The organism is Phytopseudomonas seleniipraecipitans (assembly GCF_900102335.1).
GTDB classification, from domain to species: Bacteria; Pseudomonadota; Gammaproteobacteria; order Pseudomonadales; family Pseudomonadaceae; genus Aquipseudomonas; species Aquipseudomonas seleniipraecipitans.
Window position 1 is genome coordinate 69,025 of record NZ_FNBM01000008.1, and the last position, 20,145, is coordinate 89,169.

Below are 20,145 nucleotides of genomic sequence, written 5' to 3' on the forward strand. Positions count from 1 at the left end.
GTCCTTGAGATGAAATGCAGCATGGAGTGCGGTAGCGGCGCCCCAGGGCGCCGCATCGCTGATCAGATCACCAACCTGACACTCAGGTTCCCGGCCCGATGCTGGTGCAATTACCACCGCCCAGGTACTTCTGTAACACCGCCCACTGCGGGCGGTCCACGCCCTTCACCGGCTCGATCGACAGCTTGTGCTTGCCCCACGATGGCCCCGCCGCCCAGTAGGTGAACGGAATGCAGTGCTTCTGCAGGTAGGCAAGCGTGTGATCCAGGGCTTTCAGGCCGCTTTCGTCGTCGGCGGGTACCCCGAACTCACCGATGTGGCCCTTCTTGTTGTGCTTGATCAGCCAATTGACGAAGGGCGCGATGCGCTTGACGCCGATCTCTGGGTCCAGGTTCGGGGCCAGCGCCTGCTTGTAACTGCCGCTGCTGTCGGGGTCGATGTACATGTGTGCGGAATAGACAATGTTGTTCGCCGGGTCTTTCAGGTCCAGCAAGGCATCGTTGAGCTTGGGCCATTGGGTCGCCGAGGAGTATTGCGCGCCCTCGACGTAAACAGCGTTGCGTGAATCGTGCTTACGCACCCCGTCGATGCCCGCCTGAGCCACCTCGGGCCAGAACTTGTTGGCCGCGCCGTAGGGCTCGTTCATCAGGTCATAGGAGTACACGGCCGGGTTGTTGCCCCAGCGCTTGGCGATGCGCTCCATCAGATTACGGTAGGCCGAGATCGGCACATCGTCCGTGCCGATCACTTTGCCGTAATAGCGGCCATAGTTATGCACATCGAGCATCACCTCGATACCGCTCTGGTGCGCCTCGGTCAGGGTCTTGTCGATGAGTTTGGCGTAGCTCTCGTCGAACTCAGCGTTGGCCTTGGGCTGCAGGCGTTCCCACTGAATGGAGAAGCGCACCCAGCTGATGCCCTTCTGCTGCCACTTGGTGTAGTAGCCCTTGGGCGGGAAAAAGAAATTGGTGCCGTGCTTGCCAGGAATATGCGAGCTGGCAAACGCCGCGCCGGCCACGTTGATGCCGATCAGTTCGACGGGCTTCTGCTGCGCAATAGCGCTGCAACTTAGGATGACGCCCAGCCCGAGGGCCAGGGCTCGGCCAGAAAGATTGCCGCTCATGCTGTTTCTCCTCTGTCTCCGGAACAACGGTCAGCCATCCGGTGCTAAAAATGCGTGTAGACAAAACAGGACGCCAAACATCCGCAGAGGTTCACGAACGACCGCTGCAATCTGATGACAATTAAGAACGCATGGGCACTGAACGCCGAGCATGCCGGGAGCATCTAGACTTACGTCCTATGTCGATTCTCGGCCCAGCCCCCCACCATGTCGCCACAAGAACAATCAGGACGCGCGTGATGAAACCAGCGGACGACTTCGCCCAGGCCGGCAAGACCGCGGTGATGCAGAACATCCACGGCACCATGGAGTTTCTGCAGAAATTCCCGCCGTTCAATCAGATGGACAGCGCTCATCTCGCCTTCCTGGTGGAGCACTGCCAACTGCGCTTCTATGGCGAGGAGGACACCATCATCCACCCGGACGATGGCCCGGTGCAGCACCTCTATATCGTCAAACAGGGCCGCGTGCACGGTCAGCGTCCGCACTCGGCACGGCGTGGCACGGAAACCACCTTCGAGATCACCAGCGGCGAATGCTTTCCCATGGCCGCGCTGATTGGCGAGCGGGCGACGCGCACCGCCCATCTGGCGGCAGAAGATACCTTCTGCCTGCTGCTCGACAAGGCCGCCTTCGCCCGCCTGTTCGCGCAGTCCACGCCCTTGCGCGATTTCGCCCTGCGCGGGGTCAGCAGCCTGCTCGACCAGGTCAACCAGCAGGTGCAAATGCGTGCGGTGGAAACCCTCGGCTCGCAGTACTCGCTCGACACCCGCCTCGGCGAGTTGGCGATGCGTCAGCCGATCTCCTGCGCGCCGAACATGCCGCTGCGTGATGCCGTGCGGCACATGCACGAGGGGCAGGTTGGCAGCATCGTCATCGTCGACCCGGGCCTGCGCCCACAAGGCATCTTCACACTGCGCGATCTGCGCCGCGCCGTAGCGGACGGCAGCTCACTGGAACAGCCGATCAGCAGCCTGATGACGCAGTCGCCCTTCCACCTGCCGCCGAGCGCCAGCGCGTTCGACGCTGCCATCGCCATGACCGAGCGGCACATCGCTCACGTCTGCCTGGTCGAACAGGGCAAGCTGTGCGGCGTGGTCTCCGAGCGTGATCTGTTCTCTCTGCAACGTGTCGACCTGGTGCACCTGGCGCGCACCATTCGCCACGCCGGCCGGGTGGAAAACCTCGTGGCGCTGCGCGAAGAGATACGCCAGCTGGTCGACCGTATGCTCGCCCACGGCGCCAGCGCCAGCCAGATCACGCACATCGTCACCCTGCTCAACGACCATACCGTGAGCCGGGTAATCGAGCTGACTCTTGAAGAGCTGGGCGACCCGGGCGTGCCGTTCACCTGGCTGTGCTTCGGCAGCGAAGGCCGCCGCGAGCAGACCCTGCACACCGACCAGGACAATGGCATTCTCTTCGAGGCAGGGGATGGCGCAGAAGCCGCAGCGATCCGTGGCCGGCTGCTGCCGCTGGCCATGGAAATCAATCAGCGCCTGGCACAGTGCGGCTTCACCTTGTGCAAGGGCAACATCATGGCCAGCAACCCGCAGCTGTGCCTGTCGCGCCAGGAATGGTCGAGGCGCTTCGCCGGCTTCGTGCGTGAGGCATCGCCGGAAAACCTGCTGGCCTCAACCATCTATTTCGACCTGCGCACCGTATGGGGCGACGCCAACGGCTGCGAAACACTACGTGATGAACTGCTCGGACAGATTGCCGGCAACAGTCTTTTTCAACGCATGATGGCCGAAAATGCCCTGCGCCAGCGGCCACCCGTTGGCCGCTTCCGGGATTTCGTGGTGGCCCGCCGCGGCGCCGAGAAAGACACCCTGGACTTGAAGGTGCAAGGCCTTACCCCCTTCGTAGACGGTGCCAGGCTGCTCGCACTGGCCCATGGTATAAAGGCCAGCAACACCCAGCAGCGCCTGCGCGAACTGACCGAACGCGGGGTGATCGATCCCCTCGACGGTGCCGCCTATGAAGAGGCCTACCACTTTATCCAGCAGACCCGCCTGCAACAGCATCAACTGCAGGCGCGTCAATCTCAGCCCTATTCAAACCGCCTCGACCCGGACAGCCTCAATCATCTGGATCGGCGCATCCTCCGCGAATCCTTTCGCCAGGCCCAGCGCCTGCAAAGCAGCCTGACGCTCCGCTACCAGTTATGAATGCACTGACCTGGCTGACCCGCCGCCACACCACCCTGCCGGCCGAACAGCAACGCCGTCGCGATGCGCTTCCTGCGCCTGCCGCCCCTGATGAAACGCCACTGGCTCAGCAGCGTCTGGTGGTGCTTGACCTGGAAACCAGTGGCCTGGACATGCGCCGCGATCAGGTGCTGTCGATCGGCGCCGTGGTCATCGACAACGGCGCTATCCAACTCGGCCAGCAATTTGAGTGCACCCTGCACCGCGACGATCACCGGGTCAGCGCCAGCGTGCTGATCCACGGCCTGGCACCAAGCGCCATCGCCGCGGGCATCGAGCCGGGCGAAGCACTGCTGGCATTCATGGAGTTTCTCGGTGACAGCCCGCTGCTAGCCTTCCACGCCGGTTTCGACCAGCGCATGCTCGCCCGCGCCTTGAAAGACACCCTCAACCTGCGCCTGCGCCATCCATTCTTCGACGTCGCCGAACTGGCGCCCCTGCTCTGCCCACAGGCGGACATCCGTAACGGCGGCCTGGACGACTGGACCCGCCACTTTGGCCTGCAGGTGCAGCAACGCCATCACGCCAGCGCCGACGCCCTGGTCACTGCGGAGCTCGCGCTGATCCTGTTCAGCCGCGCCCGCAAGCAGCAAATCGACAGCCTCAAAGAACTGGAACAACGCCTTGCCGGCTGGCGCAGACGACAGCAGACGCCATCGCTTTAGGCGGTACAGAGGTCTCATTCAATCTCTAATTGGGCACGTCGTAGCCTGCGGTTGAGCGCAGCGATACCCAGGAAGCTGGAAGCCCTTGCTACATATCCCCTTTCAACAACGCGAACTGCAGATCCACCTAGGCAGGCAGCGGCTGCTACACGACAGGGCCGTCGTCCAACGCGAGGTTGATGGTTTCGCCAGTTACACTTTCCAGATGTTCAGGGCAAAGCGCAGGTTGCGGTTCGGTGTCATCGACTCCGCGGCATCGTCGACGGCGAAGCGGTTCGTCACACGCACTTTTTACCAGCGATCTCGGCGCTTGCCGGTCCGCTCGCTGTCGGTCACCGAACGAACTGCAGCAAAGGGGCGATCATCAACAGGCAATGGTGCCCCGTTCACGCTCCAGCTTCGGTTGATGCAACCGCGCTCCGTACAGCTGCGAAGCGCGCACTCTGGCGATGCCTGTAGAAGCGACGTGGGGCGAAAATGGAGAGTAGGTGGCGATTGCAGGAGCGGCCACCACGCCAGGCTCACTCGCATGCAGGCGGTCCCCTACCCGGCGCTCACTGGCCGCTCACCACACAGAGGACTATTCGCCGCGGATGTACTGTTCCAGGTGCTGGATCAGGTTTTCCTGGGCGCTGATGATGTCCTTGACCAAGTCACCGATGGACAGCAGGCCGACCAGCTGTCCGTCATCCACGACCGGCAGGTGGCGCAGGCGATTACTGGTCATCAGCTCCATGCAATGCCGGCTGTCCTCTGTCGAGGTGACGGTGATTACCGTGCTGGTCATGATGTCGCTGACTTTCATGTTGGCCGGCGACCGCTCCTGCACGGCCACTTTGCGCACATAATCGCGCTCACTGACGATGCCTGCCAGGCGCTCGCCATCGATCACGACCAGCGAACCGATGCCTTTCTCGGCCATCAGCTTCACCGCGGCGAACACGCTGCTTTCCGGAGCGACGCTGTACACGTTGGAAATAGGCTTGCTTTTCAATACTTCGGCGACGGTTTTTTTCATGCGCGTTCTTCTTGTATCGGAAGATTGACGGGGCCATGAGCATAGCTAAACAACGCGCGTTTGTGCACGCAGCGAGTCGCATCTGCCTAGAAACGTCAGGCACAGCCAGGCGGCGCGTTCGATCTTCCCACGCCCAGCTCCCAGCCCTGTGGATTGGCCACTTCGCGCGTGAGATTAGATCCCCAGGCCCGTGATCGCGACCCGTCGCATCAGGATATGCCTCAAGGGTGAGAGCTGAGCAACGCGGGCGCTCGCCTGCGACGGGCATCAGAGATAGAAAGCGTCATCTTCGCAACAGAGGGCCGTCATGGTGGCTTACGTTCAGCCTCGGTACCAGCCAAGCGGCGATCGGAAGGAAGCCGAGCGGCGCAGTGTAAGACTATGCACAGAAGGCGGGGATGATTCTGTGGATAAGCTCGGAATGAAGCGCTGCAGCGCAGTAAAGGCAAGCCATACAGCCGTACGGTTACTATTTAACCAGCGACTTACACACAGACAGTTATCACAGCAAGCGCCGTAAGCGACAAATTTTAGTCAAGCTATAAATTCATCATCCACGCGATGTAGCCATGCACATATTCAGTGGGTGAAGCTGTGGATAAATACTGTATGTAGCCAGGTAAACCAGTAAAAACGGGGCCTTCACGCATTTGTACATTTTACGATCAGCGTTTTGGCACGCGTTAAGTAGCGCTATAAGTAACAGCACGCTGCGGATCTAGCTGACCATCCTTCATCGTCTGCCGGGAGCTATGCACAATTGCGGTGGATCACCTTGTGGATAAACACTGGATGATGGTCGATAACGTACAGCTGGCGAGGCCTACAAACACTTGTTCGTTTTTCGATCAAATTATAATTGATCTTCAAATAGCTGTATTTAAACGCTTTTAATACGTGGAACAGGGGCAGAGCCAGGGTTATCTCTCGAGCACGATCATGCACAGCAGGCGTGGATACGCTTGTGGACAACCTTGGGAAGGATGGGTGCAAGCCACGGATCGCGCGGCCTGCACAGGATTGATCATTTATTAACCGGACCGAAACGGAGGCGCTCAATCGATCCGGAAACGACCGGTATTTAGCGCCAGCGCCTCGCTGCCCTGCCTCAGCTGTTCGCCTGCGTTACTGACCATGCGCGCGCCATCTAGCAGCGCACTGGCGGCCTGATCGACCTGCTGGATATTGTGGCTTACCTCATCGGCGGTGGCAGCCTGCTGCTCGGCAGCGGTGGCAATCTGTGCCAGGCGGTCACTGACGCGCTGCACAGAATCGACAATGCCATCGAGGTCCGCGCTCATCGCCAGCACGTTATCCACATCCCCCTCGGCCTGCCGGACAGCCTGCTCCATTTCAGCCACCGACTGACCAACAACCTTGTGCAGGTCGCCTACCGTCTGGGCGATTTCTGCCGTCGAGTTTTGCGTACGCTGCGACAGCGAGCGCACCTCATCGGCGACGACCGCGAAGCCACGGCCCTGCTCGCCAGCACGCGCCGCCTCGATAGCAGCGTTGAGTGCCAGGAGGTTGGTCTGCTCGGCAATCCCCTTGATCACATCGACCACACGGGTAATTTGCTCAGTCTGCATGCGCAACTGCTGCAGCGTACTGGCGCTGCCCGCCAGTCGGCCGCTGAGTTCACGCATGCTGGCACTGGTGCGGGCGCCTCGCTGGTTACTCTGGGTAGCGATCTCGCGCGTCTGCCCGGCCTCCTGAGCAGCCTGCTCGCAGCTTTGTGCCACGCTTTGCGCGGTGGCCGCCATCTGCGTGGCTGCAGTGGCGATCTGGCTCATTTGTGCCTGCTGCTGCTCAACGGCAGCCAGCGAGTGGCTGGCCTGGCTGCTGAGACTGCGGACGGTATCATCAAGGTGCCGCCCTTCCCGACCAACACCCTGCATCGAGTCACGCAACTGGGCGACTGCGCTGTTCAGGGCGGTAGAGATGGCCGCCAGATCGTCGCCACCGTGCACCTTCATGCGCACTCGCAGATCACCGTCACGCAGGCCTTCGGCGGCCTGAATGATGCCGGTGGTGCTGCGCCGAATCGACGCGTTGAGGCAAAGCAGCAGATACAGCGCCAGCAGCGTGAGTGCGGCGAAGACCAACGCCGTATTCCACATGACGCGCTGCACTTGGCCTTTGTAGCGGCCAAGGTCGGTATTGAACTGCTCGAACACCGCCTGCCGCAGCGCCAGCTGTTGCGCCTGAAGTGTCTGCACCTGCTCCACGAACCGCGCCGGTTGAAGCACCATGGGGCTGGCTTCGATCATGTCGCGGTCGATTTCGGTCAGGAAATTCTGCAGCCCTTGCTCGGCCTCATTGAATGGCTGTTGCAAGTGCAGCATGGCGGGCGCAGACATGCGCTCCAATGCGGTGCGTGCCTTGGCAATCTGTGCACCAGATTGCTCCAGCGAGGCACGCAGGTCACGCACCAGTACGCGGTTTTGCAGCGTGAAATGTTGCGCCACCAGCGAGCCATAACCTTGGCTGGCGAACCTGCCAAGATCGCCTGCCAGTCGCGGCAGAGTGACCGTCAGCTGCTCCATCATCAGATAGGTATCTAGATAGGGGTCGAGTATCAAGCCACTGTCGGTAACCATCAGCTCGCGTAGCAACGCCAGGCGCGAGAGGGTGCTCTGGTAACGCCCCAACGCATCGAGTAGTGCCATTTTACCCAACACCGCCAGATCCAACTCACTCACCGAGGTTCGCAAAGCGTCCAACTGATGCTTGGTTTCTTCGCTCATCGGGGTGAGTTTCAGCTGCTCCGAAGTAGCGGCCAGCGCTTCATCCAGCTTGCCGCTACGCTCGCGCAGCAGCCCTTCCGCAGCCTTGTCATTGCCTTTCCAGCGGGCCAGCAGAAAGCGTTGTTCGAGCAGCTCCTGCTCGACGGCGCCGAGTGCCTTTACGCCCTGCATCCCGTCTAGCTCGCGGTTCAGTACCTCGATGCGCTCAAGGTTGGCATTCATCATCACCCACAAGGCGTAAGCCAGTGGAATGAGGAACAACACAAACAGTATCTGAAACTTGCGGGCGAAGCTGACACGCTCCAATACCCGCACACCCGGCTTGAGCAATCCCCACATACCCACCTCGAAACAGGTGCCACGGACACACGACGCCGTGGCAATGTGCCATTTCGAGGCAAGAATCACGCCTGAGTATCAGAGGTGAGGGCGCAGCCTATCGGCTCAGCACTGCGGCTGCTCAGCGGTATACCGATTGGAGGGGTCGATGGCAGCGTCCAGCTTGCGGATGGCACTGGAACCGATCAGCAGCGGATAATCAAAATGGCTGCGATCGGTGAGGTTGACCTCGATAGTGCGCTTCTCTTCGCCCAGGCAGATGTCCATATTGACCACCGGCCGCGCGGAGTAGGATGGCGCGTCATCGCTGCCTTCTTCCGCACGGTTCTTGATTTCGCTGACCCGTGCCAACGGCTTCTCGAATACCTGATCGTCCGCCTCGTCGATGGCCAGGCGGAAACGCACCCAGTCCTCGCCGTCACGCTGGAATTGCTCGATGTCGCGGGCTGACAGCGATGCGGTCATCGCTCCGGTGTCCATCTTGGCCTTGAGGGTGTGGCCGATTTGCGGCAATTGAATGTATTCGTAGCGACCGTAAAGAGTCGGTTGGTTGGCCATTGCAGGCAGTGCGATTGCAGCTGCCAGCAGGGCTAGAACGGTTTTCACGCCTGAAAGTCCTTATGCTGAATAGACGACATTGGGACTTGATCAGGAGCAGATGGTTCTAAAAAACTACTGGGACATTGCTCAAAGCGGTGCCTGAGCCCCTTGCAGGGTGGACGACGCTTGCCTGCGCGGCCCGATCCGTCCACCGCGCTACCATCGTAATGGTGGACAAAAAGAGCGTTGTCCACCCTACGGGGAAGTGTCTGCTTCCGCCTTTGAAGCGACCTTGGCCGTCGCGCTACAGCACCTGGCGCAGGAACGCCTGGGCGCGCGGGTCTTTCGGTTGCGCGAAGAACTCGGCGGGCGGTGCGTCTTCGAGCAGCTTGCCGTGGTCGAAGAACAGCACGCGATCGGCCACTTCACGGGCGAAGCCCATTTCGTGGGTAACGCAGACCATGGTCATGCCTTCGACAGCGAGCTGCTTCATCACATCGAGCACTTCGCCGACCATTTCCGGGTCAAGGGCCGAGGTCGGTTCGTCGAACAGCATCACCTTGGGGTCCATGCACAGCGCGCGAGCGATGGCCACCCGTTGCTGCTGGCCGCCGGATAGGCGCGACGGAAACTCGCCAGCCTTCTGGCCGATGCCGACCTTGTCCAGCAACGCACGGGCCTTGGCCTCGCGCTCGGCCTTGCCACGCTTGCGCACCACTTTCTGTGCCAGACACAGGTTCTCCAGCACGGTCATGTGCGGGAACAGGTTGAAGTGCTGGAACACCATGCCGACTTCACGGCGGTAGGCGTTGATGTCGGTTTTCGGGTTGGCGAGGTCGAGGCCATCGATGCTCACCGAGCCCTCGTCCAGCTCTTCCAGGCCGTTGAGGCAGCGCAGAAAGGTCGACTTGCCGGAACCGGACGGGCCGATCACCACCAGCACCTCACCACGCGCTACCTGGGTGGTAACGCCATCGACCGCGCGAACCTGCTGGCCCCGGGCGTCGAATACCTTGATCAGATCACGAACTTCAATCACTTTGCGCGAGCCTCCGTTCCAGGCGGTTGGCGATCTGCGACAACGGCAGGTTGATCACCAGATAAAGCGCGGCTACGCAGAACCAGATCTCGAACGTCGAGAACGAGGTGGTAATGGCTTCGCGGCCGCTCTTGGTCAGCTCTGTGATGGCTATCACGGAGACCAACGAGGTGTCCTTGACCAGGCTGATGAACTGCCCGGCCAGCGGCGGCAACACCCGCTTGAACGCCTGCGGCAGGATCACATGGCGCATCGACTGCGCGGCACTGAGCCCCAGCGAACGCGCTGCCTCGTCCTGACCACGGACAATGGACTGCACGCCGGCACGTACGATCTCGCCCACGTAGGCACCGGTGAACAGCGCCAGCGCTGCCACCCCGGCGAATTCGCGGGACAGATCGAGCACCGTTCCGATGAAAAAATAGAAAATGAATATCTGTACCAGCAGCGGCGTGCCCCGCACCAGCTCGACGTAAACCGTCGAGAGATGCCGCAGCGTCGGGTTGGCGGAAAGCCGGCACAGGCCGGTGACCAGCCCGATCAGCAAGCCGAACACGCCGGCTGCCACGGATATCCACAAGGTCGTCCAAAGGCCCCAGAGTAACGGTCCGGCGGCCCAGTGACGGTTGACGCCGATCACATCGCCTTCGGCGACATCGTCACCCTCGTTGAACTGCAGGCTGTCGCTGGCCACAGTCAGTTGCTGTTGCTCACCGCTTTCACCAAGCAGCGTGACCAGCGCGTCGTCACCTTGCCGGCTGACGCTCTCGACACGGCTGTAGTCAGCTGCCCGCTGCGCGTCCTCGGCGTCGTAGGCGAAGTACTGAGGAACGCGATTCCAGCGCCACTCGTAGGAAATCAGCGAGGTGGAATACCAGATCAGCAAGGCGCCCACGACCAGGATCAGACCGGTCAGCAGGTGCCAGGGCCACTGGGCTTTCTTCTGTTTAGCCACGGCGAGTGTCTACCCATTGAGTTGCAAACATGACAGCGCGCGGACAAGCCGCGCGCCGGGTGTAGCTAGATGAAGCCGGGAACCTGTTTCACGAGCTCGCGAGCTAGAGTCATGCAAGGCGAAAACAGGCGAGGAAGCGGAGTGTACTGGTGTACATGAGCATTCCGAGCCTGTTTTCAACGCAGCAGGACCGACGCGCAGCAGATCGTGGGCAGGTTCCGCTTACTCCATGTCTTTCAGCCAGTTAGTGCTCTTGAACCACTTGGCATGGATGCGATCGTAGGTGCCGTCTTCACGGATCTGGTGCAGCCAGTTGTTGATCCAGTTGAGGCTGTCGTAGTCGCCCTTCTTCAGGCCGAACGCCAGGGGCTCGAAGGTGAACGGCTCGTCGAGGAACACCAGCTTGCCGGCGCCGGCCTTGTTCACCGCAACGACGTTGTACGGCGCGTCGTAGATGAAGGCATCGGCCTTGCCGTTGACCACGTCCATCACCGCTTCCTGCTCGTTGTCGAAGCCGCTGTACTTGGCTTGGGCGATCAGCTTCTTGGCGACCATCTCACCGGTGGTACCGATCTTCGAGGTGATGCGGTAATCGGCGCTGTTCAGGTCCTTGTAGCTCTTGACCTTGTCTGCCAGCTCCTTGCGGATCAGCAGGGTCTGGCCGACCACGATGAAGGGCTCGGAGAAGTTGATGCGCAGGTTGCGCTCCTGGGTCAGGGTCATGCCCGAACCGATCATGTCGAACTTGTCGGTCAGCAGTGCCGGGATGATGCCGTCATAGGAGGTGGAAACCAGCTCCAGCTTGACGCCCATGGCCTTGGTCATGGCTTTGAGCAGGTCGACTTCAAAGCCGATGATCTCGCCACGCTTGTTGGTCATTTCGAAGGGCATGTAGGTCGGGTCCATGCCGACGCGCAGGGTGCCGCGCTTGGCAGCGTCATCGATGACGCCAGCCTGGGCCAGGCCGGTGAATGCACAGACGGATAACAGCAGTGAGGCGACAAGCTTCTTCATTCTTGCTCCTGAAGGGCAAACGGTTGTGAGCGCTCGGAGTGATCCTGCACCGCGGCGGTGCAGGCCCGACCAAGGGCGATAAGGCGGCGCGGCATGCTAACCGTGATCGGCGCAGATAGCGAGATATCAGCACATGAGCGCGAACGATCACCGACGAACAATGCCTATCGGCGCCGCTACAGAAGGCAAGAAGCAGGCCAGCGATCAGGCTTCCAGCAGGAAGGTCACCGGGCCGTCATTGATCAGGTGGACCTGCATGTCTGCGCCAAAACGCCCACTAGCCACCTTTGGATGTTGCGCCCGGGCCTGCTCGAGCAAGTGATCGAACAGCGCTTCGCCGAGCGCCGGTGGTGCGGCGGTGGAGAAGCCGGGCCGCAGGCCGCTGCGCGTGTCAGCGGCGAGGGTGAACTGCGACACCAGCAGCAGGCCACCGCCGACATCCTTGAGCGACAGGTTCATCTTGCCCGCCTCGTCACTGAACACCCGGTAATTGAGCAGCTTGTGCAGCAGCTTGGCACAACTGGCCTCGCCGTCCTGCGGCTCGACGCCGACCAGCACCAGCAGGCCCTGATCGATGGCACCGATGGTTTCCCCAGCAACATCGACCCGCGCGTTTGAAACGCGTTGCAGCAGCGCCTTCATGCTTCGTCCGGCGCCAGGTCGAGCAAGCGATGGGCAATCTCGTCGGCGGCGCGTACCAGCGCATCGGCGATGCCCGGTTCGGCAGACGAGTGGCCGGCCTCGCGGATGATCTGCAGCTCACTGTTGGGCCACGCCTGGTGAAGCGCCCAGGCGTTGTCCAGCGGGCAGATCACGTCGTAACGGCCATGCACGATGATGCCTGGCAGATGGGCGATCTTTGGCATGTCGCGCAGCAGCTGATCAGGTTCGAGGAAGGCATTGTTGACGAAATAGTGACACTCGATGCGCGCGATCGACAGCGCACGCAGGCTTTCGGCGAAACGGTCGACCACCTGCGGATTGGGGCGCAGCGTGGCGGTGCGCCCTTCCCAGCATGACCAGGCCTTGGCGGCGTGCATCTGGGCAATCTGGTCAGCACCGGTCAGGCGCTTGTAGAACGCCTGCATCAGGTCGCCCTGCTCTTCGGCGGGAATCGGCGCCAGGTAATCCTGCCAGTAATCAGGGAACAACCGGCTCGCGCCCTCCTGGTAGAACCATTTGAACTCTTGCGGGCGGCACAGGAAGATGCCGCGCAGGATCAGTGCATGCACCCGATCGGGGTGAGCCTGGGCATAGGCCAGCGACAGGGTCGAGCCCCAGGAGCCGCCGAACAGCACCCATTTTTCGATGCCCAAATGCTCACGGATGCGCTCCATGTCGGCCACCAGATCCCAGGTGGTGTTCTTCTCCAGGCTGGCGTGAGGCGTGGAGCGGCCGCAACCGCGCTGATCGAAGGTAACGATGCGGTACAGGTTCGGGTCGAAGTAGCGGCGGCTCGCCGCGTCGCAACCTGCACCAGGGCCACCATGCACGAACAGCACCGGCAGACCATCCGCCGAGCCGCTCTCATCGACGTAGAGAACGTGCGGGGCGTCTACCGCCAGCTCATGGCGGGCGTACGGTTTGATCTCCGGATACAGCGTCTGCATGGTGCGCTCCTGCGGAAGAGTTGAGGTAGGCTCGGGCCGCCCGCTCGTCGAACGGGCGTTTGCGCTCGTTCGGGCATCATAACCATGAAAAAGGAATTCAGCATGCCGATGCGGAAATTTGCCCTACCCCTGCTGTTCGTCCTGCTCCTGGGGTGCCGCACAGACGATGACCCACAGGCTTCGCTCGAAGCAGCCGTACAGCAGTTGCAGGACAACCTGCAGGCGAAGAAGACCGCAGCCGTGCTCGATCAACTGCACAGTGAGTTTCTCGCCCAGCAGGCCAATGACCGGGACTGGGCGAAACGCACCATGACCTTACTGTTCCTGCGTCACAACAACGTCAAGGTACTCGCCTTGAGCAAGGCCAGCGTGATTGACGTCACCTACCGCGACAAAGGCTATACCGACGCCCAGGTAGCGCTGACCGGCGCCGAGGGACTAATTCCCGACAGCGCAGGGCATTTCAGCGTGAAGCTCGAGTGGTGGCAGGACGAGGGAGAGTGGAAACTGGCACGGGTGGAGTGGGAGTAAGGTAGAAAGCGGCCCCGTTGGGTAGGTCCGGCCGCGCAGGTTAGAAGCCGTTGTGTGCTTGGGACCTGTGATGATTTCCGTGGCGCCGTAACCCACCGTTGTTGCAATGCCGACGATCGCTTGGTGGGTTACGCAGCCTCTGCGATTAACGCCCAATGGCACTGCTAGCCCACCCTGCGAAAACCTACCGCAGCCTGGGTCGAGCGAAGCGACACCCGGGAAGCCTTTGCTCGCCATCGCTGCGCTCAACCCGCAAGACCGGCTGTATCACTTCGCCGGTTTGGCACCTTCACGCCAGATCAGCTCGTCGGTGTCATAGCCTTGGGCGCGAGCCACCGAGAGCAACTCGTCGCGCACCTCGTTGGAGATTTTCGGCGTGCGCGAGAGCAGCCACAGGTACTTGCGGTTCGGGTGGCCGACCAGAGCGGTCTGGTAGTCCTCGTCGAGGTCAAGCACCCAGTACTCGCCTTTGGTGACGCCTGGCAGGAGGCGGCTGAACCAATTGTCGAAGGTCACCCAGAGCTTGTCTGTCTTGCCCTCGACCTGCGGTACGGCGCGGCCTTCAACCTGCTGCCATTCGCCATCGGCGCTGCGGCAGCGGTTGACCACCGACACGCTGCCATCATCCTGCAGACCGTAGCGCGCCTCGGACTCCACGCAGTTGCGCTGGAAGAACATCGGCAGGCGCGCCACCTCGTACCAGGTGCCTTGATAGCGTTCGAGATCAACGGCGTCGACCGTTTTCGGTGGTGCCTCGCCAGTTCCGGAGTTGGCACAACCAGCCAGCACCACGGCGCCCAGCGCCAGAGCTGCCACTGCATATTTGTTCATTACTTCAATCCTTTTGCGGAAAACATCAACACCTGGTCACCGGCGTACTGAACGCTGATGAAGCTGACCTGATCGCCCCAGGTGCAACTGGACATGCCTAGCGCACCGGAGCACTCGGTCGCAGTGCCGAGCAGGTCCTCGACCTCAGCTTTGCTCATGCCCGAATGGAGTTTGCTGTAGTTGTCCTGATTGACCTTGCTACAGGCGGCCAGAACGACACAGCCCACCAGCAGCACGAGAGAGCGCAAGCGCATTAGGGTCACTCCAGTAGTCCAAATTGCCATGCCGGTTCGACTTAGAAGCGCGAGCCCGGTTCCAGCAGAAAGCGCAATTCCGCATCGGTACTGACGCGCCCGAGCGTTTCGTTGCGATGGGGGAAGCGCGCGAAGCGTTCGATGATGCGCAGGTGTCTTTCAGCGTAGTCGAGAAAACCCGCGAACAGCTTCAGCTCGCCATCTGCGGCAGAGGCGTGCAAATCGCCGAACAGTTGCATGGAGCGGCGCTGCTGTGGGAGGTTCTCGGCGTGTTCGAATACCAGGTAGATAAACACCCGCTGCAACGGCGACAGCTGCCGATCCCAGCCAAGAGTGACGCCTTCTTCAGCGAGCGGCTGAGCCAGCGCATCACCCGCGAAAGCCAAGGGCGTATCGCGGTAGATCATGCGTGGCAGCTGATCCAGCAGCAGGATATTGGCCAGCCAGCCACGAGAATCCGCCGACCACTCTTGCAACCCGCCGGCCAGCGCTTGTTCGACCAGGTCACCAAAGCGCTCACGCGCCTCGGCATCCTGCTCGTCACGCTTGCCGAACCACAGGGTGTTGCGTGCAGCAGCAACGTCCACAGCCGAGGTCGATGGGCCGAACCACCAGTCCAGCAAAGGTTCCCACGGCTGTATTTGCATGACTCAGCCCTGGTGGTAGCCGGTTACGCGCTCGACTTCTTCCTTGGAACCCAGGAATACCGGCACACGCTGGTGCAGGGAAGTCGGCTGGATATCGAGGATACGCTGCACGCCATCGGTAGATGCGCCGCCAGCCTGCTCGATGATGAAGGACATCGGGTTGGCTTCGTACATCAGACGCAGCTTGCCGGCTTTGCCAGGCTCGCGGTCGTCACGCGGGTACATGAACAGGCCGCCACGGGTCAGGATGCGGTGCACATCGGCGACCATCGAAGCGATCCAGCGCATGTTGTAGTTCTTGTTCAACGGGCCTTCCTTACCGGCCAGCAGCTCGCCCACATAACGCTGTACAGGGGCTTCCCAGTGGCGCTGGTTAGACATGTTGATGGCGAACTCGGCAGTGGTTTCCGGCACGCTGATGTTGTCGTGGGTCAGCACGAAGCTGCCCAGTTCGCGGTCCAGCGTGAAACCCATCACGCCGTTGCCCAGCGTGAGGATCAGCATGGTCTGCGGGCCGTAGATGGCATAACCGGCTGCGACCTGCTGAGTGCCTGGCTGGTGGAAAGCCTTCTCGTCGAGGTTTTCGTTCTGGCTCAGGTATTCGTTCGGGCAACGCAGCACCGAGAAGATGGTACCGACCGAGACGTTGACGTCGATGTTCGACGAGCCATCCAGCGGATCGAATACCAGCAGGTAGGCGCCTTTCGGGTACTTGCCAGGAATCTGGTAGGCGTTGTCCATTTCTTCGGAGGCCATGCCGGCCAGGTGACCGCCCCACTCGTTGGCTTCGAGCAGAATGTCGTTGGAGATCACGTCGAGCTTCTTCTGCACTTCACCCTGCACGTTCTCGGTGCCCATGCTGCCAAGCACACCGCCAAGGGCGCCCTTGGAAACGGCATGGCTGATTTCCTTGCATGCGCGCGCCACTACTTCGATCAGGAAGCGCAGATCGGCCGGGGTGTTTTGACTACGGGTCTGCTCGATGAGGTAACGGCTCAGGGTAACGCGGGACATGAAGGACTCCGGAAGGAAGGTAATCGGAAGGAGTTTAACCCTTTCCAGTAATGGGCGCCTCAGCAGCTGGTGACGCGGCACGCGGCAACAGGCTGCATACACGGTTACGCCCGCCACGCTTGGCTTCGTACAACGCGGCATCGGCCGCCCGCATCAATTCGTCCAGCACCTGACCCTGATCGGGCCACAGCGCAAGACCGGCCGAGAGGGTTACATGGCGCACGCCGCTGCGGGTTTCTATCGGCTTTTGCGCCAATCCCAGGCAGATCACTTCGAGACGTCTAGCGGCTTCGAGCGAATCGGCACCAGGCAGGATCAGCAGGAACTCTTCGCCGCCGATACGAAAGACCGTATCTGAACTGCGCAAGTTCACCAGCAGATGCTGGGCCACGCTCTTGAGCACATCGTCACCATCCAGATGGCCGTGTTCGTCGTTGAGCTGCTTGAAGTGATCGAGATCGATCAGCGCCAGCGACAACGGCGTGTTTTCGCGCCTGGCGCGGGCCAGCTCACGACCGAACAGTTCGTCCAGATAGCGGCGGTTATAAAGTCCGGTGAGTGGGTCGCACAGCGCCTGCTCGCGCAGCTGCTCATGCAGGCTGGTGATGGTGCGCAGGCGCTCCTCGCTGAGGGCCAGGGCCTCGGCCAGCTTGAGTTTGGCGAGCTGGCGCTGGGTGACGTCACGCAGGTAAAGCATCTGCCCGAGCACGACTGAACCATGGCGGGTCAACCGCTCGATGTTGCGCATGCGCACCTCGAAGTAGCCCTCGGAAGTGGTCAAGGTCAGCAATTGGTCCTGTTGCGCGTCCTGCTTCTGCAGCAGCGCCTGCAGGTCGCTGCCGAACACCGGCCAGTCCTGCAGCTTGCGGCCCTGCCACCCAGCGCCCAGCCCGCCCAATTTGAGAGCGGCCTGGTTGGCCTCGATCACCCGCCCCTGGGTATCGACCACCAGCACCGGGTCGAGCAACGCCTCGAGCAACAAGTGGCGAGCGACCGGCAGCAGGTCGAACAGGCGCACGCCGAGAATCAGCCAGGTGAATGCAACCAGGGTGAACACGAAACTGAACGGCGTGGGATCAACCCCGAACACCACCACGCCGAAGCCTACGTAGGCGATGTTGGCTGACCAGGGCACCGCCGTAACCAGCACGAACGCCAGGTAGTGGCGCCGATGCACGCCGTGACTGGTCAGTGCGGCGCGCAGTACCACGCCGAGGCTGAAGCTCATGAACAGATAGACGTACACCGCCGCGGCGTAGAACAGCGGCCCATGCTGGTAACGGATCGGCGCGCCCGGCTCGCTGGACACCGGCCCGGTTTCGGGGCCATAGAACAGGCCATGCCATGGATTGCTCAGCACCATCAACCAGATCAGCACCGGCCCCACCACAAGGCTCAGCATCGAGCGGCGCGGCAGCGGCGTGCGCACGCTGCTGACGTACTGCCAGAGGAACACCGCCCAGAAGGTCGGCACCGAGACAATGCCGGGCCACGACATGGCAGCCCAGAACTGCTTGCAATCGGGAGCGACTGATGCGACCTCGAGGCCCGCCATGGCGATCCACCACATGCTCGCCAGGTGCATCAGGATGAAGGTGTCGCGGCCCGGGAAATCACGCTGGTTGATCACCCAGCGCGCCAGCAGCACACCACCGATGCAGACCACTGCGGTGAACAGCACCGCGGCGTCGAAGTGCCACGCCGAACGAAGGCAGGCGTTCATTGCACGCCACCCGCTGCCAGGCGGCAGGGCTTATTGCATCGGCATGGCAGGCGACGCGGAAGATAACGCACGACGAGGGCAAGCGAAGAGGTTGTATTCATTCCAAACAGCTCGGGATGAAGGCCTGGGGCGGCCTCGACAGAACGGGCGCTAAGATACTGCAAAACACCTGCTTTTCAGGAGGTTTTTTATTGCTGGAGCGCCTTTAAAACCATATGAGAGGCAACCAACCGGCGGATGCTGATTCACAAATTCGCCAACCCCGCTATTATCGCGCGCCGCCCACCACGCGAACCCTGCAGAATGAAAACCAACCTGATCGCCGCTGCTGAAATAGACCGCCTCGACACCTGGGCGAGATATAACAGCGACATGTGCCACAGCTGCATTTCCAGCTGCTGCCAGCTACCGGTCGAGGTGCGCGTCGCCGACCTGATCCGTATCGGCGTGGTCGATGAGTTCGAGCGTGGCGACCCGCCGAAGAACATCGCCAAGCGCCTGCAAAAGGATGGCCTGGTGGAACGCTTCAACCAGAAGTCGGGGATTTTCACCCTGACGCGCATGAGCAACAACGACTGCTATTATCTGGATCGCAAGACGCGGCTGTGCACCATCTACGAGCGCCGCCCGGACACCTGCCGCAATCACCCGAAGATCGGCCCGCGCCCTGGCTACTGCGCCTGGCGCCCCAAGTGACAGACGCAGCCGTAATTTCCGGTTACCGGCTGCCCCGAAACAGATTGAACACCCCTTCGCACCCGCGCCTCGAATCCTCCACACCCGGCACGCAACGCCACCCGGAGGATCCGCATGTTTCACCGCTCACTCGTACGCCCGCTAATCATCGCCCTTGCCCTGCTCAGCGCCGCCGCCCAGGCAGACGCCACGCGGCCAGGCTGGCAGGAGCCGCTGCTCGCACGGCTGCAGAACATCGCCGCCAAACAGGACGGCGAACTGGGCGTATACGTGAAGGACTTGCACAGCAATCTGGCAGTCACCCTGCATGCCGAGGAGCTCTGGTACATGGCCTCGGGCATCAAGGTGCCGGTGGCCATTACCGTGTTGCGCGGCGTTGAGCGTGGCGACTGGAACCTCGACACCCGCCTGACCCTGGCCGCCGACGACTTTGTCGACGGTGCGGGCAGTACCAACCAGTACGGGCCGGGGGCGCAGGTGAGCGTACGCGCACTGCTCGAGCAGATGATCATTTATAGCGACAACACCGCCACCGACCGACTCATTCGTCTGGTCGGCATCGACGCGGTCAACGAGCTGGTGGGCGAACTGGTGCCGGAAGGCTTCGAGCCGATTACCTCATTGGCCGATGTACGTCGGCATATCTATCGGCACCTGCACCCGGCCGCCGAGCAGCTCGGCGGGCGTGACCTGATCCGCCTGCGCCAGGCCCGCCAGGACAACGAGCGCCTCGACAAGCTGGCCTCGCTGCTCCACGTGCCGCGCGCGCAACTCGCCCCGATCAGCCTGAATACCGCCTATACGCGCTACTACAGCAGCAACCTGAACGCAGCACGGCTGACCGCATTCGGCAAATTACTGGAACGCCTGGCGTACGGCGAAGCCCTCGGCGCCGAGCAGACGGATTACCTGCTCGGTGTAATGAGCCGCGTGAAGACTGGCAGCAAACGCATCATTGCCGGCCTGCCCAAGGATGCACGCTACGCCCACAAGACCGGCACCCAGCGCGCGCGCATCTGCGACTCAGGGCTGATCGAAACGTCGCTTCGCGGCACGGCTGAACCGGTACTGGTGGTCGCCTGCGTACGCGGCGAACTGTCGCTGGCCAAGGCCGAGCGCACCCTGCGCCAGGTCGGCGAGGCACTGAACGAGTCCGGTGTACTGCAGCGCGAAGCGCTTAACTGAGGAG

Annotated in this window: 19 protein-coding genes; 5 read left to right on the forward strand and 14 right to left on the reverse strand. The window is 61.6% G+C overall.

Going from position 1 to position 20,145, the window contains the following annotated elements:
• Nucleotides 1-82: 82 nt before the first annotated feature.
• Complete coding sequence (locus BLS60_RS16390; protein WP_092370132.1) at nucleotides 83-1,123, reverse strand: glycoside hydrolase family 5 protein; 1,041 nt, start codon at nucleotides 1,121-1,123, stop codon at nucleotides 83-85.
• 239 nt (nucleotides 1,124-1,362) lie between these two features.
• Between BLS60_RS16390 and BLS60_RS16395 the strand changes: the two genes are divergently transcribed.
• Complete coding sequence (locus BLS60_RS16395) at nucleotides 1,363-3,294, forward strand: DUF294 nucleotidyltransferase-like domain-containing protein (RefSeq protein ID WP_092370135.1); 1,932 nt, start codon at nucleotides 1,363-1,365, stop codon at nucleotides 3,292-3,294.
• Nucleotides 3,291-3,998, forward strand: coding sequence for a 3'-5' exonuclease (locus BLS60_RS16400; RefSeq protein ID WP_092370138.1), 708 nt, complete (start codon nucleotides 3,291-3,293; stop codon nucleotides 3,996-3,998). The genes BLS60_RS16395 and BLS60_RS16400 overlap by 4 nt, the downstream gene beginning before the upstream one ends.
• 580 nt (nucleotides 3,999-4,578) lie before the next feature.
• Here BLS60_RS16400 and BLS60_RS16405 read toward each other — a convergent pair.
• The 8 genes from BLS60_RS16405 to pip form a co-directional block, all read right to left on the reverse strand.
• Nucleotides 4,579-5,016 (reverse strand): CBS domain-containing protein, encoded by a 438-nt coding sequence (locus tag BLS60_RS16405; RefSeq protein WP_070880578.1) that lies wholly within the window; start codon nucleotides 5,014-5,016, stop codon nucleotides 4,579-4,581.
• A gap of 1,055 nt (nucleotides 5,017-6,071) precedes the next feature.
• Nucleotides 6,072-8,102 (reverse strand): methyl-accepting chemotaxis protein, encoded by a 2,031-nt coding sequence (locus BLS60_RS16410; protein WP_092370142.1) that lies wholly within the window; start codon nucleotides 8,100-8,102, stop codon nucleotides 6,072-6,074.
• A gap of 105 nt (nucleotides 8,103-8,207) precedes the next feature.
• On the reverse strand, nucleotides 8,208-8,708 hold the full coding sequence (rloA2, locus tag BLS60_RS16415; protein ID WP_092370145.1) for a retropepsin-like aspartic peptidase RloA2: 501 nt from the start codon (nucleotides 8,706-8,708) through the stop codon (nucleotides 8,208-8,210).
• A gap of 238 nt (nucleotides 8,709-8,946) precedes the next feature.
• Nucleotides 8,947-9,681, reverse strand: coding sequence for an amino acid ABC transporter ATP-binding protein (locus BLS60_RS16420; protein WP_073263853.1), 735 nt, complete (start codon nucleotides 9,679-9,681; stop codon nucleotides 8,947-8,949).
• Complete coding sequence (locus BLS60_RS16425; protein WP_092370148.1) at nucleotides 9,674-10,636, reverse strand: amino acid ABC transporter permease; 963 nt, start codon at nucleotides 10,634-10,636, stop codon at nucleotides 9,674-9,676. Before BLS60_RS16425 ends, BLS60_RS16420 begins: the two co-directional genes overlap by 8 nt.
• A gap of 222 nt (nucleotides 10,637-10,858) precedes the next feature.
• Complete coding sequence (locus tag BLS60_RS16430; protein WP_092370151.1) at nucleotides 10,859-11,650, reverse strand: transporter substrate-binding domain-containing protein; 792 nt, start codon at nucleotides 11,648-11,650, stop codon at nucleotides 10,859-10,861.
• Nucleotides 11,651-11,854: 204 nt separating this feature from the next.
• Complete coding sequence (gene dtd, locus BLS60_RS16435) at nucleotides 11,855-12,292, reverse strand: D-aminoacyl-tRNA deacylase (RefSeq protein ID WP_092370154.1); 438 nt, start codon at nucleotides 12,290-12,292, stop codon at nucleotides 11,855-11,857.
• Nucleotides 12,289-13,260 (reverse strand): prolyl aminopeptidase, encoded by a 972-nt coding sequence (gene pip / locus BLS60_RS16440; RefSeq protein ID WP_092370157.1) that lies wholly within the window; start codon nucleotides 13,258-13,260, stop codon nucleotides 12,289-12,291. The genes dtd and pip overlap by 4 nt, the downstream gene beginning before the upstream one ends.
• Before the next feature lie 102 nt (nucleotides 13,261-13,362).
• Between pip and BLS60_RS16445 the strand changes: the two genes are divergently transcribed.
• Nucleotides 13,363-13,791, forward strand: coding sequence for a hypothetical protein (locus BLS60_RS16445; protein WP_092370160.1), 429 nt, complete (start codon nucleotides 13,363-13,365; stop codon nucleotides 13,789-13,791).
• A gap of 267 nt (nucleotides 13,792-14,058) precedes the next feature.
• On the opposite strand, the gene BLS60_RS16450 is transcribed toward BLS60_RS16445, so the two are convergent.
• From BLS60_RS16450 to BLS60_RS16470, 5 genes are read right to left on the reverse strand one after another with little or no spacing between them, the layout of a single operon-like run.
• Complete coding sequence (locus BLS60_RS16450) at nucleotides 14,059-14,622, reverse strand: lipocalin family protein (protein ID WP_092370163.1); 564 nt, start codon at nucleotides 14,620-14,622, stop codon at nucleotides 14,059-14,061.
• Nucleotides 14,622-14,876 carry a hypothetical protein gene (locus tag BLS60_RS16455; RefSeq protein WP_070880568.1) on the reverse strand — a complete coding sequence of 85 codons (255 nt, stop codon included), beginning with the start codon at nucleotides 14,874-14,876 and terminating at the stop codon, nucleotides 14,622-14,624. The genes BLS60_RS16450 and BLS60_RS16455 overlap by 1 nt, the downstream gene beginning before the upstream one ends.
• Nucleotides 14,877-14,917: 41 nt before the next feature.
• Nucleotides 14,918-15,523 (reverse strand): DUF924 family protein, encoded by a 606-nt coding sequence (locus BLS60_RS16460; protein ID WP_070880567.1) that lies wholly within the window; start codon nucleotides 15,521-15,523, stop codon nucleotides 14,918-14,920.
• 3 nt (nucleotides 15,524-15,526) lie between these two features.
• Entirely contained in the window at nucleotides 15,527-16,537 is a 1,011-nt protein-coding gene (locus BLS60_RS16465; protein ID WP_070880566.1) for a class 1 fructose-bisphosphatase, read from the reverse strand.
• A 34-nt stretch (nucleotides 16,538-16,571) separates the two neighbouring features.
• A complete protein-coding gene (locus BLS60_RS16470) occupies nucleotides 16,572-18,260 on the reverse strand; it encodes a histidine kinase N-terminal 7TM domain-containing diguanylate cyclase (RefSeq protein ID WP_092370166.1) in 1,689 nt (562 codons plus the stop codon).
• 303 nt (nucleotides 18,261-18,563) lie between these two features.
• On the opposite strand from BLS60_RS16470, the gene BLS60_RS16475 reads away from it, so the two are divergent.
• Together BLS60_RS16475 and BLS60_RS16480 are read left to right on the forward strand one after the other, a co-directional pair.
• Entirely contained in the window at nucleotides 18,564-18,956 is a 393-nt protein-coding gene (locus BLS60_RS16475; protein ID WP_070880791.1) for a YkgJ family cysteine cluster protein, read from the forward strand.
• Between the two features lie 114 nt (nucleotides 18,957-19,070).
• Complete coding sequence (locus BLS60_RS16480) at nucleotides 19,071-20,141, forward strand: serine hydrolase (protein ID WP_092370168.1); 1,071 nt, start codon at nucleotides 19,071-19,073, stop codon at nucleotides 20,139-20,141.
• Nucleotides 20,142-20,145 lie beyond the last annotated feature (4 nt).

Bases quoted from the DNA above. Each gene is read 5' to 3' on its own strand.
- BLS60_RS16390 (WP_092370132.1), bottom strand. From the start codon at position 1,123: ATGAGCGGCAATCTTTCTGGCCGAGCCCTGGCCCTCGGGCTGGGCGTC.
- BLS60_RS16395 (WP_092370135.1), top strand. From the start codon at position 1,363: ATGAAACCAGCGGACGACTTCGCCCAGGCCGGCAAGACCGCGGTGATG.
- BLS60_RS16400 (WP_092370138.1), top strand. From the start codon at position 3,291: ATGAATGCACTGACCTGGCTGACCCGCCGCCACACCACCCTGCCGGCC.
- BLS60_RS16405 (WP_070880578.1), bottom strand. From the start codon at position 5,016: ATGAAAAAAACCGTCGCCGAAGTATTGAAAAGCAAGCCTATTTCCAAC.
- BLS60_RS16410 (WP_092370142.1), bottom strand. From the start codon at position 8,102: ATGTGGGGATTGCTCAAGCCGGGTGTGCGGGTATTGGAGCGTGTCAGC.
- BLS60_RS16430 (WP_092370151.1), bottom strand. From the start codon at position 11,650: ATGAAGAAGCTTGTCGCCTCACTGCTGTTATCCGTCTGTGCATTCACC.
- dtd (WP_092370154.1), bottom strand. From the start codon at position 12,292: ATGAAGGCGCTGCTGCAACGCGTTTCAAACGCGCGGGTCGATGTTGCT.
- pip (WP_092370157.1), bottom strand. From the start codon at position 13,260: ATGCAGACGCTGTATCCGGAGATCAAACCGTACGCCCGCCATGAGCTG.
- BLS60_RS16445 (WP_092370160.1), top strand. From the start codon at position 13,363: ATGCCGATGCGGAAATTTGCCCTACCCCTGCTGTTCGTCCTGCTCCTG.
- BLS60_RS16450 (WP_092370163.1), bottom strand. From the start codon at position 14,622: ATGAACAAATATGCAGTGGCAGCTCTGGCGCTGGGCGCCGTGGTGCTG.
- BLS60_RS16455 (WP_070880568.1), bottom strand. From the start codon at position 14,876: ATGCGCTTGCGCTCTCTCGTGCTGCTGGTGGGCTGTGTCGTTCTGGCC.
- BLS60_RS16460 (WP_070880567.1), bottom strand. From the start codon at position 15,523: ATGCAAATACAGCCGTGGGAACCTTTGCTGGACTGGTGGTTCGGCCCA.
- BLS60_RS16465 (WP_070880566.1), bottom strand. From the start codon at position 16,537: ATGTCCCGCGTTACCCTGAGCCGTTACCTCATCGAGCAGACCCGTAGT.
- BLS60_RS16470 (WP_092370166.1), bottom strand. From the start codon at position 18,260: ATGAACGCCTGCCTTCGTTCGGCGTGGCACTTCGACGCCGCGGTGCTG.
- BLS60_RS16475 (WP_070880791.1), top strand. From the start codon at position 18,564: ATGAAAACCAACCTGATCGCCGCTGCTGAAATAGACCGCCTCGACACC.
- BLS60_RS16480 (WP_092370168.1), top strand. From the start codon at position 19,071: ATGTTTCACCGCTCACTCGTACGCCCGCTAATCATCGCCCTTGCCCTG.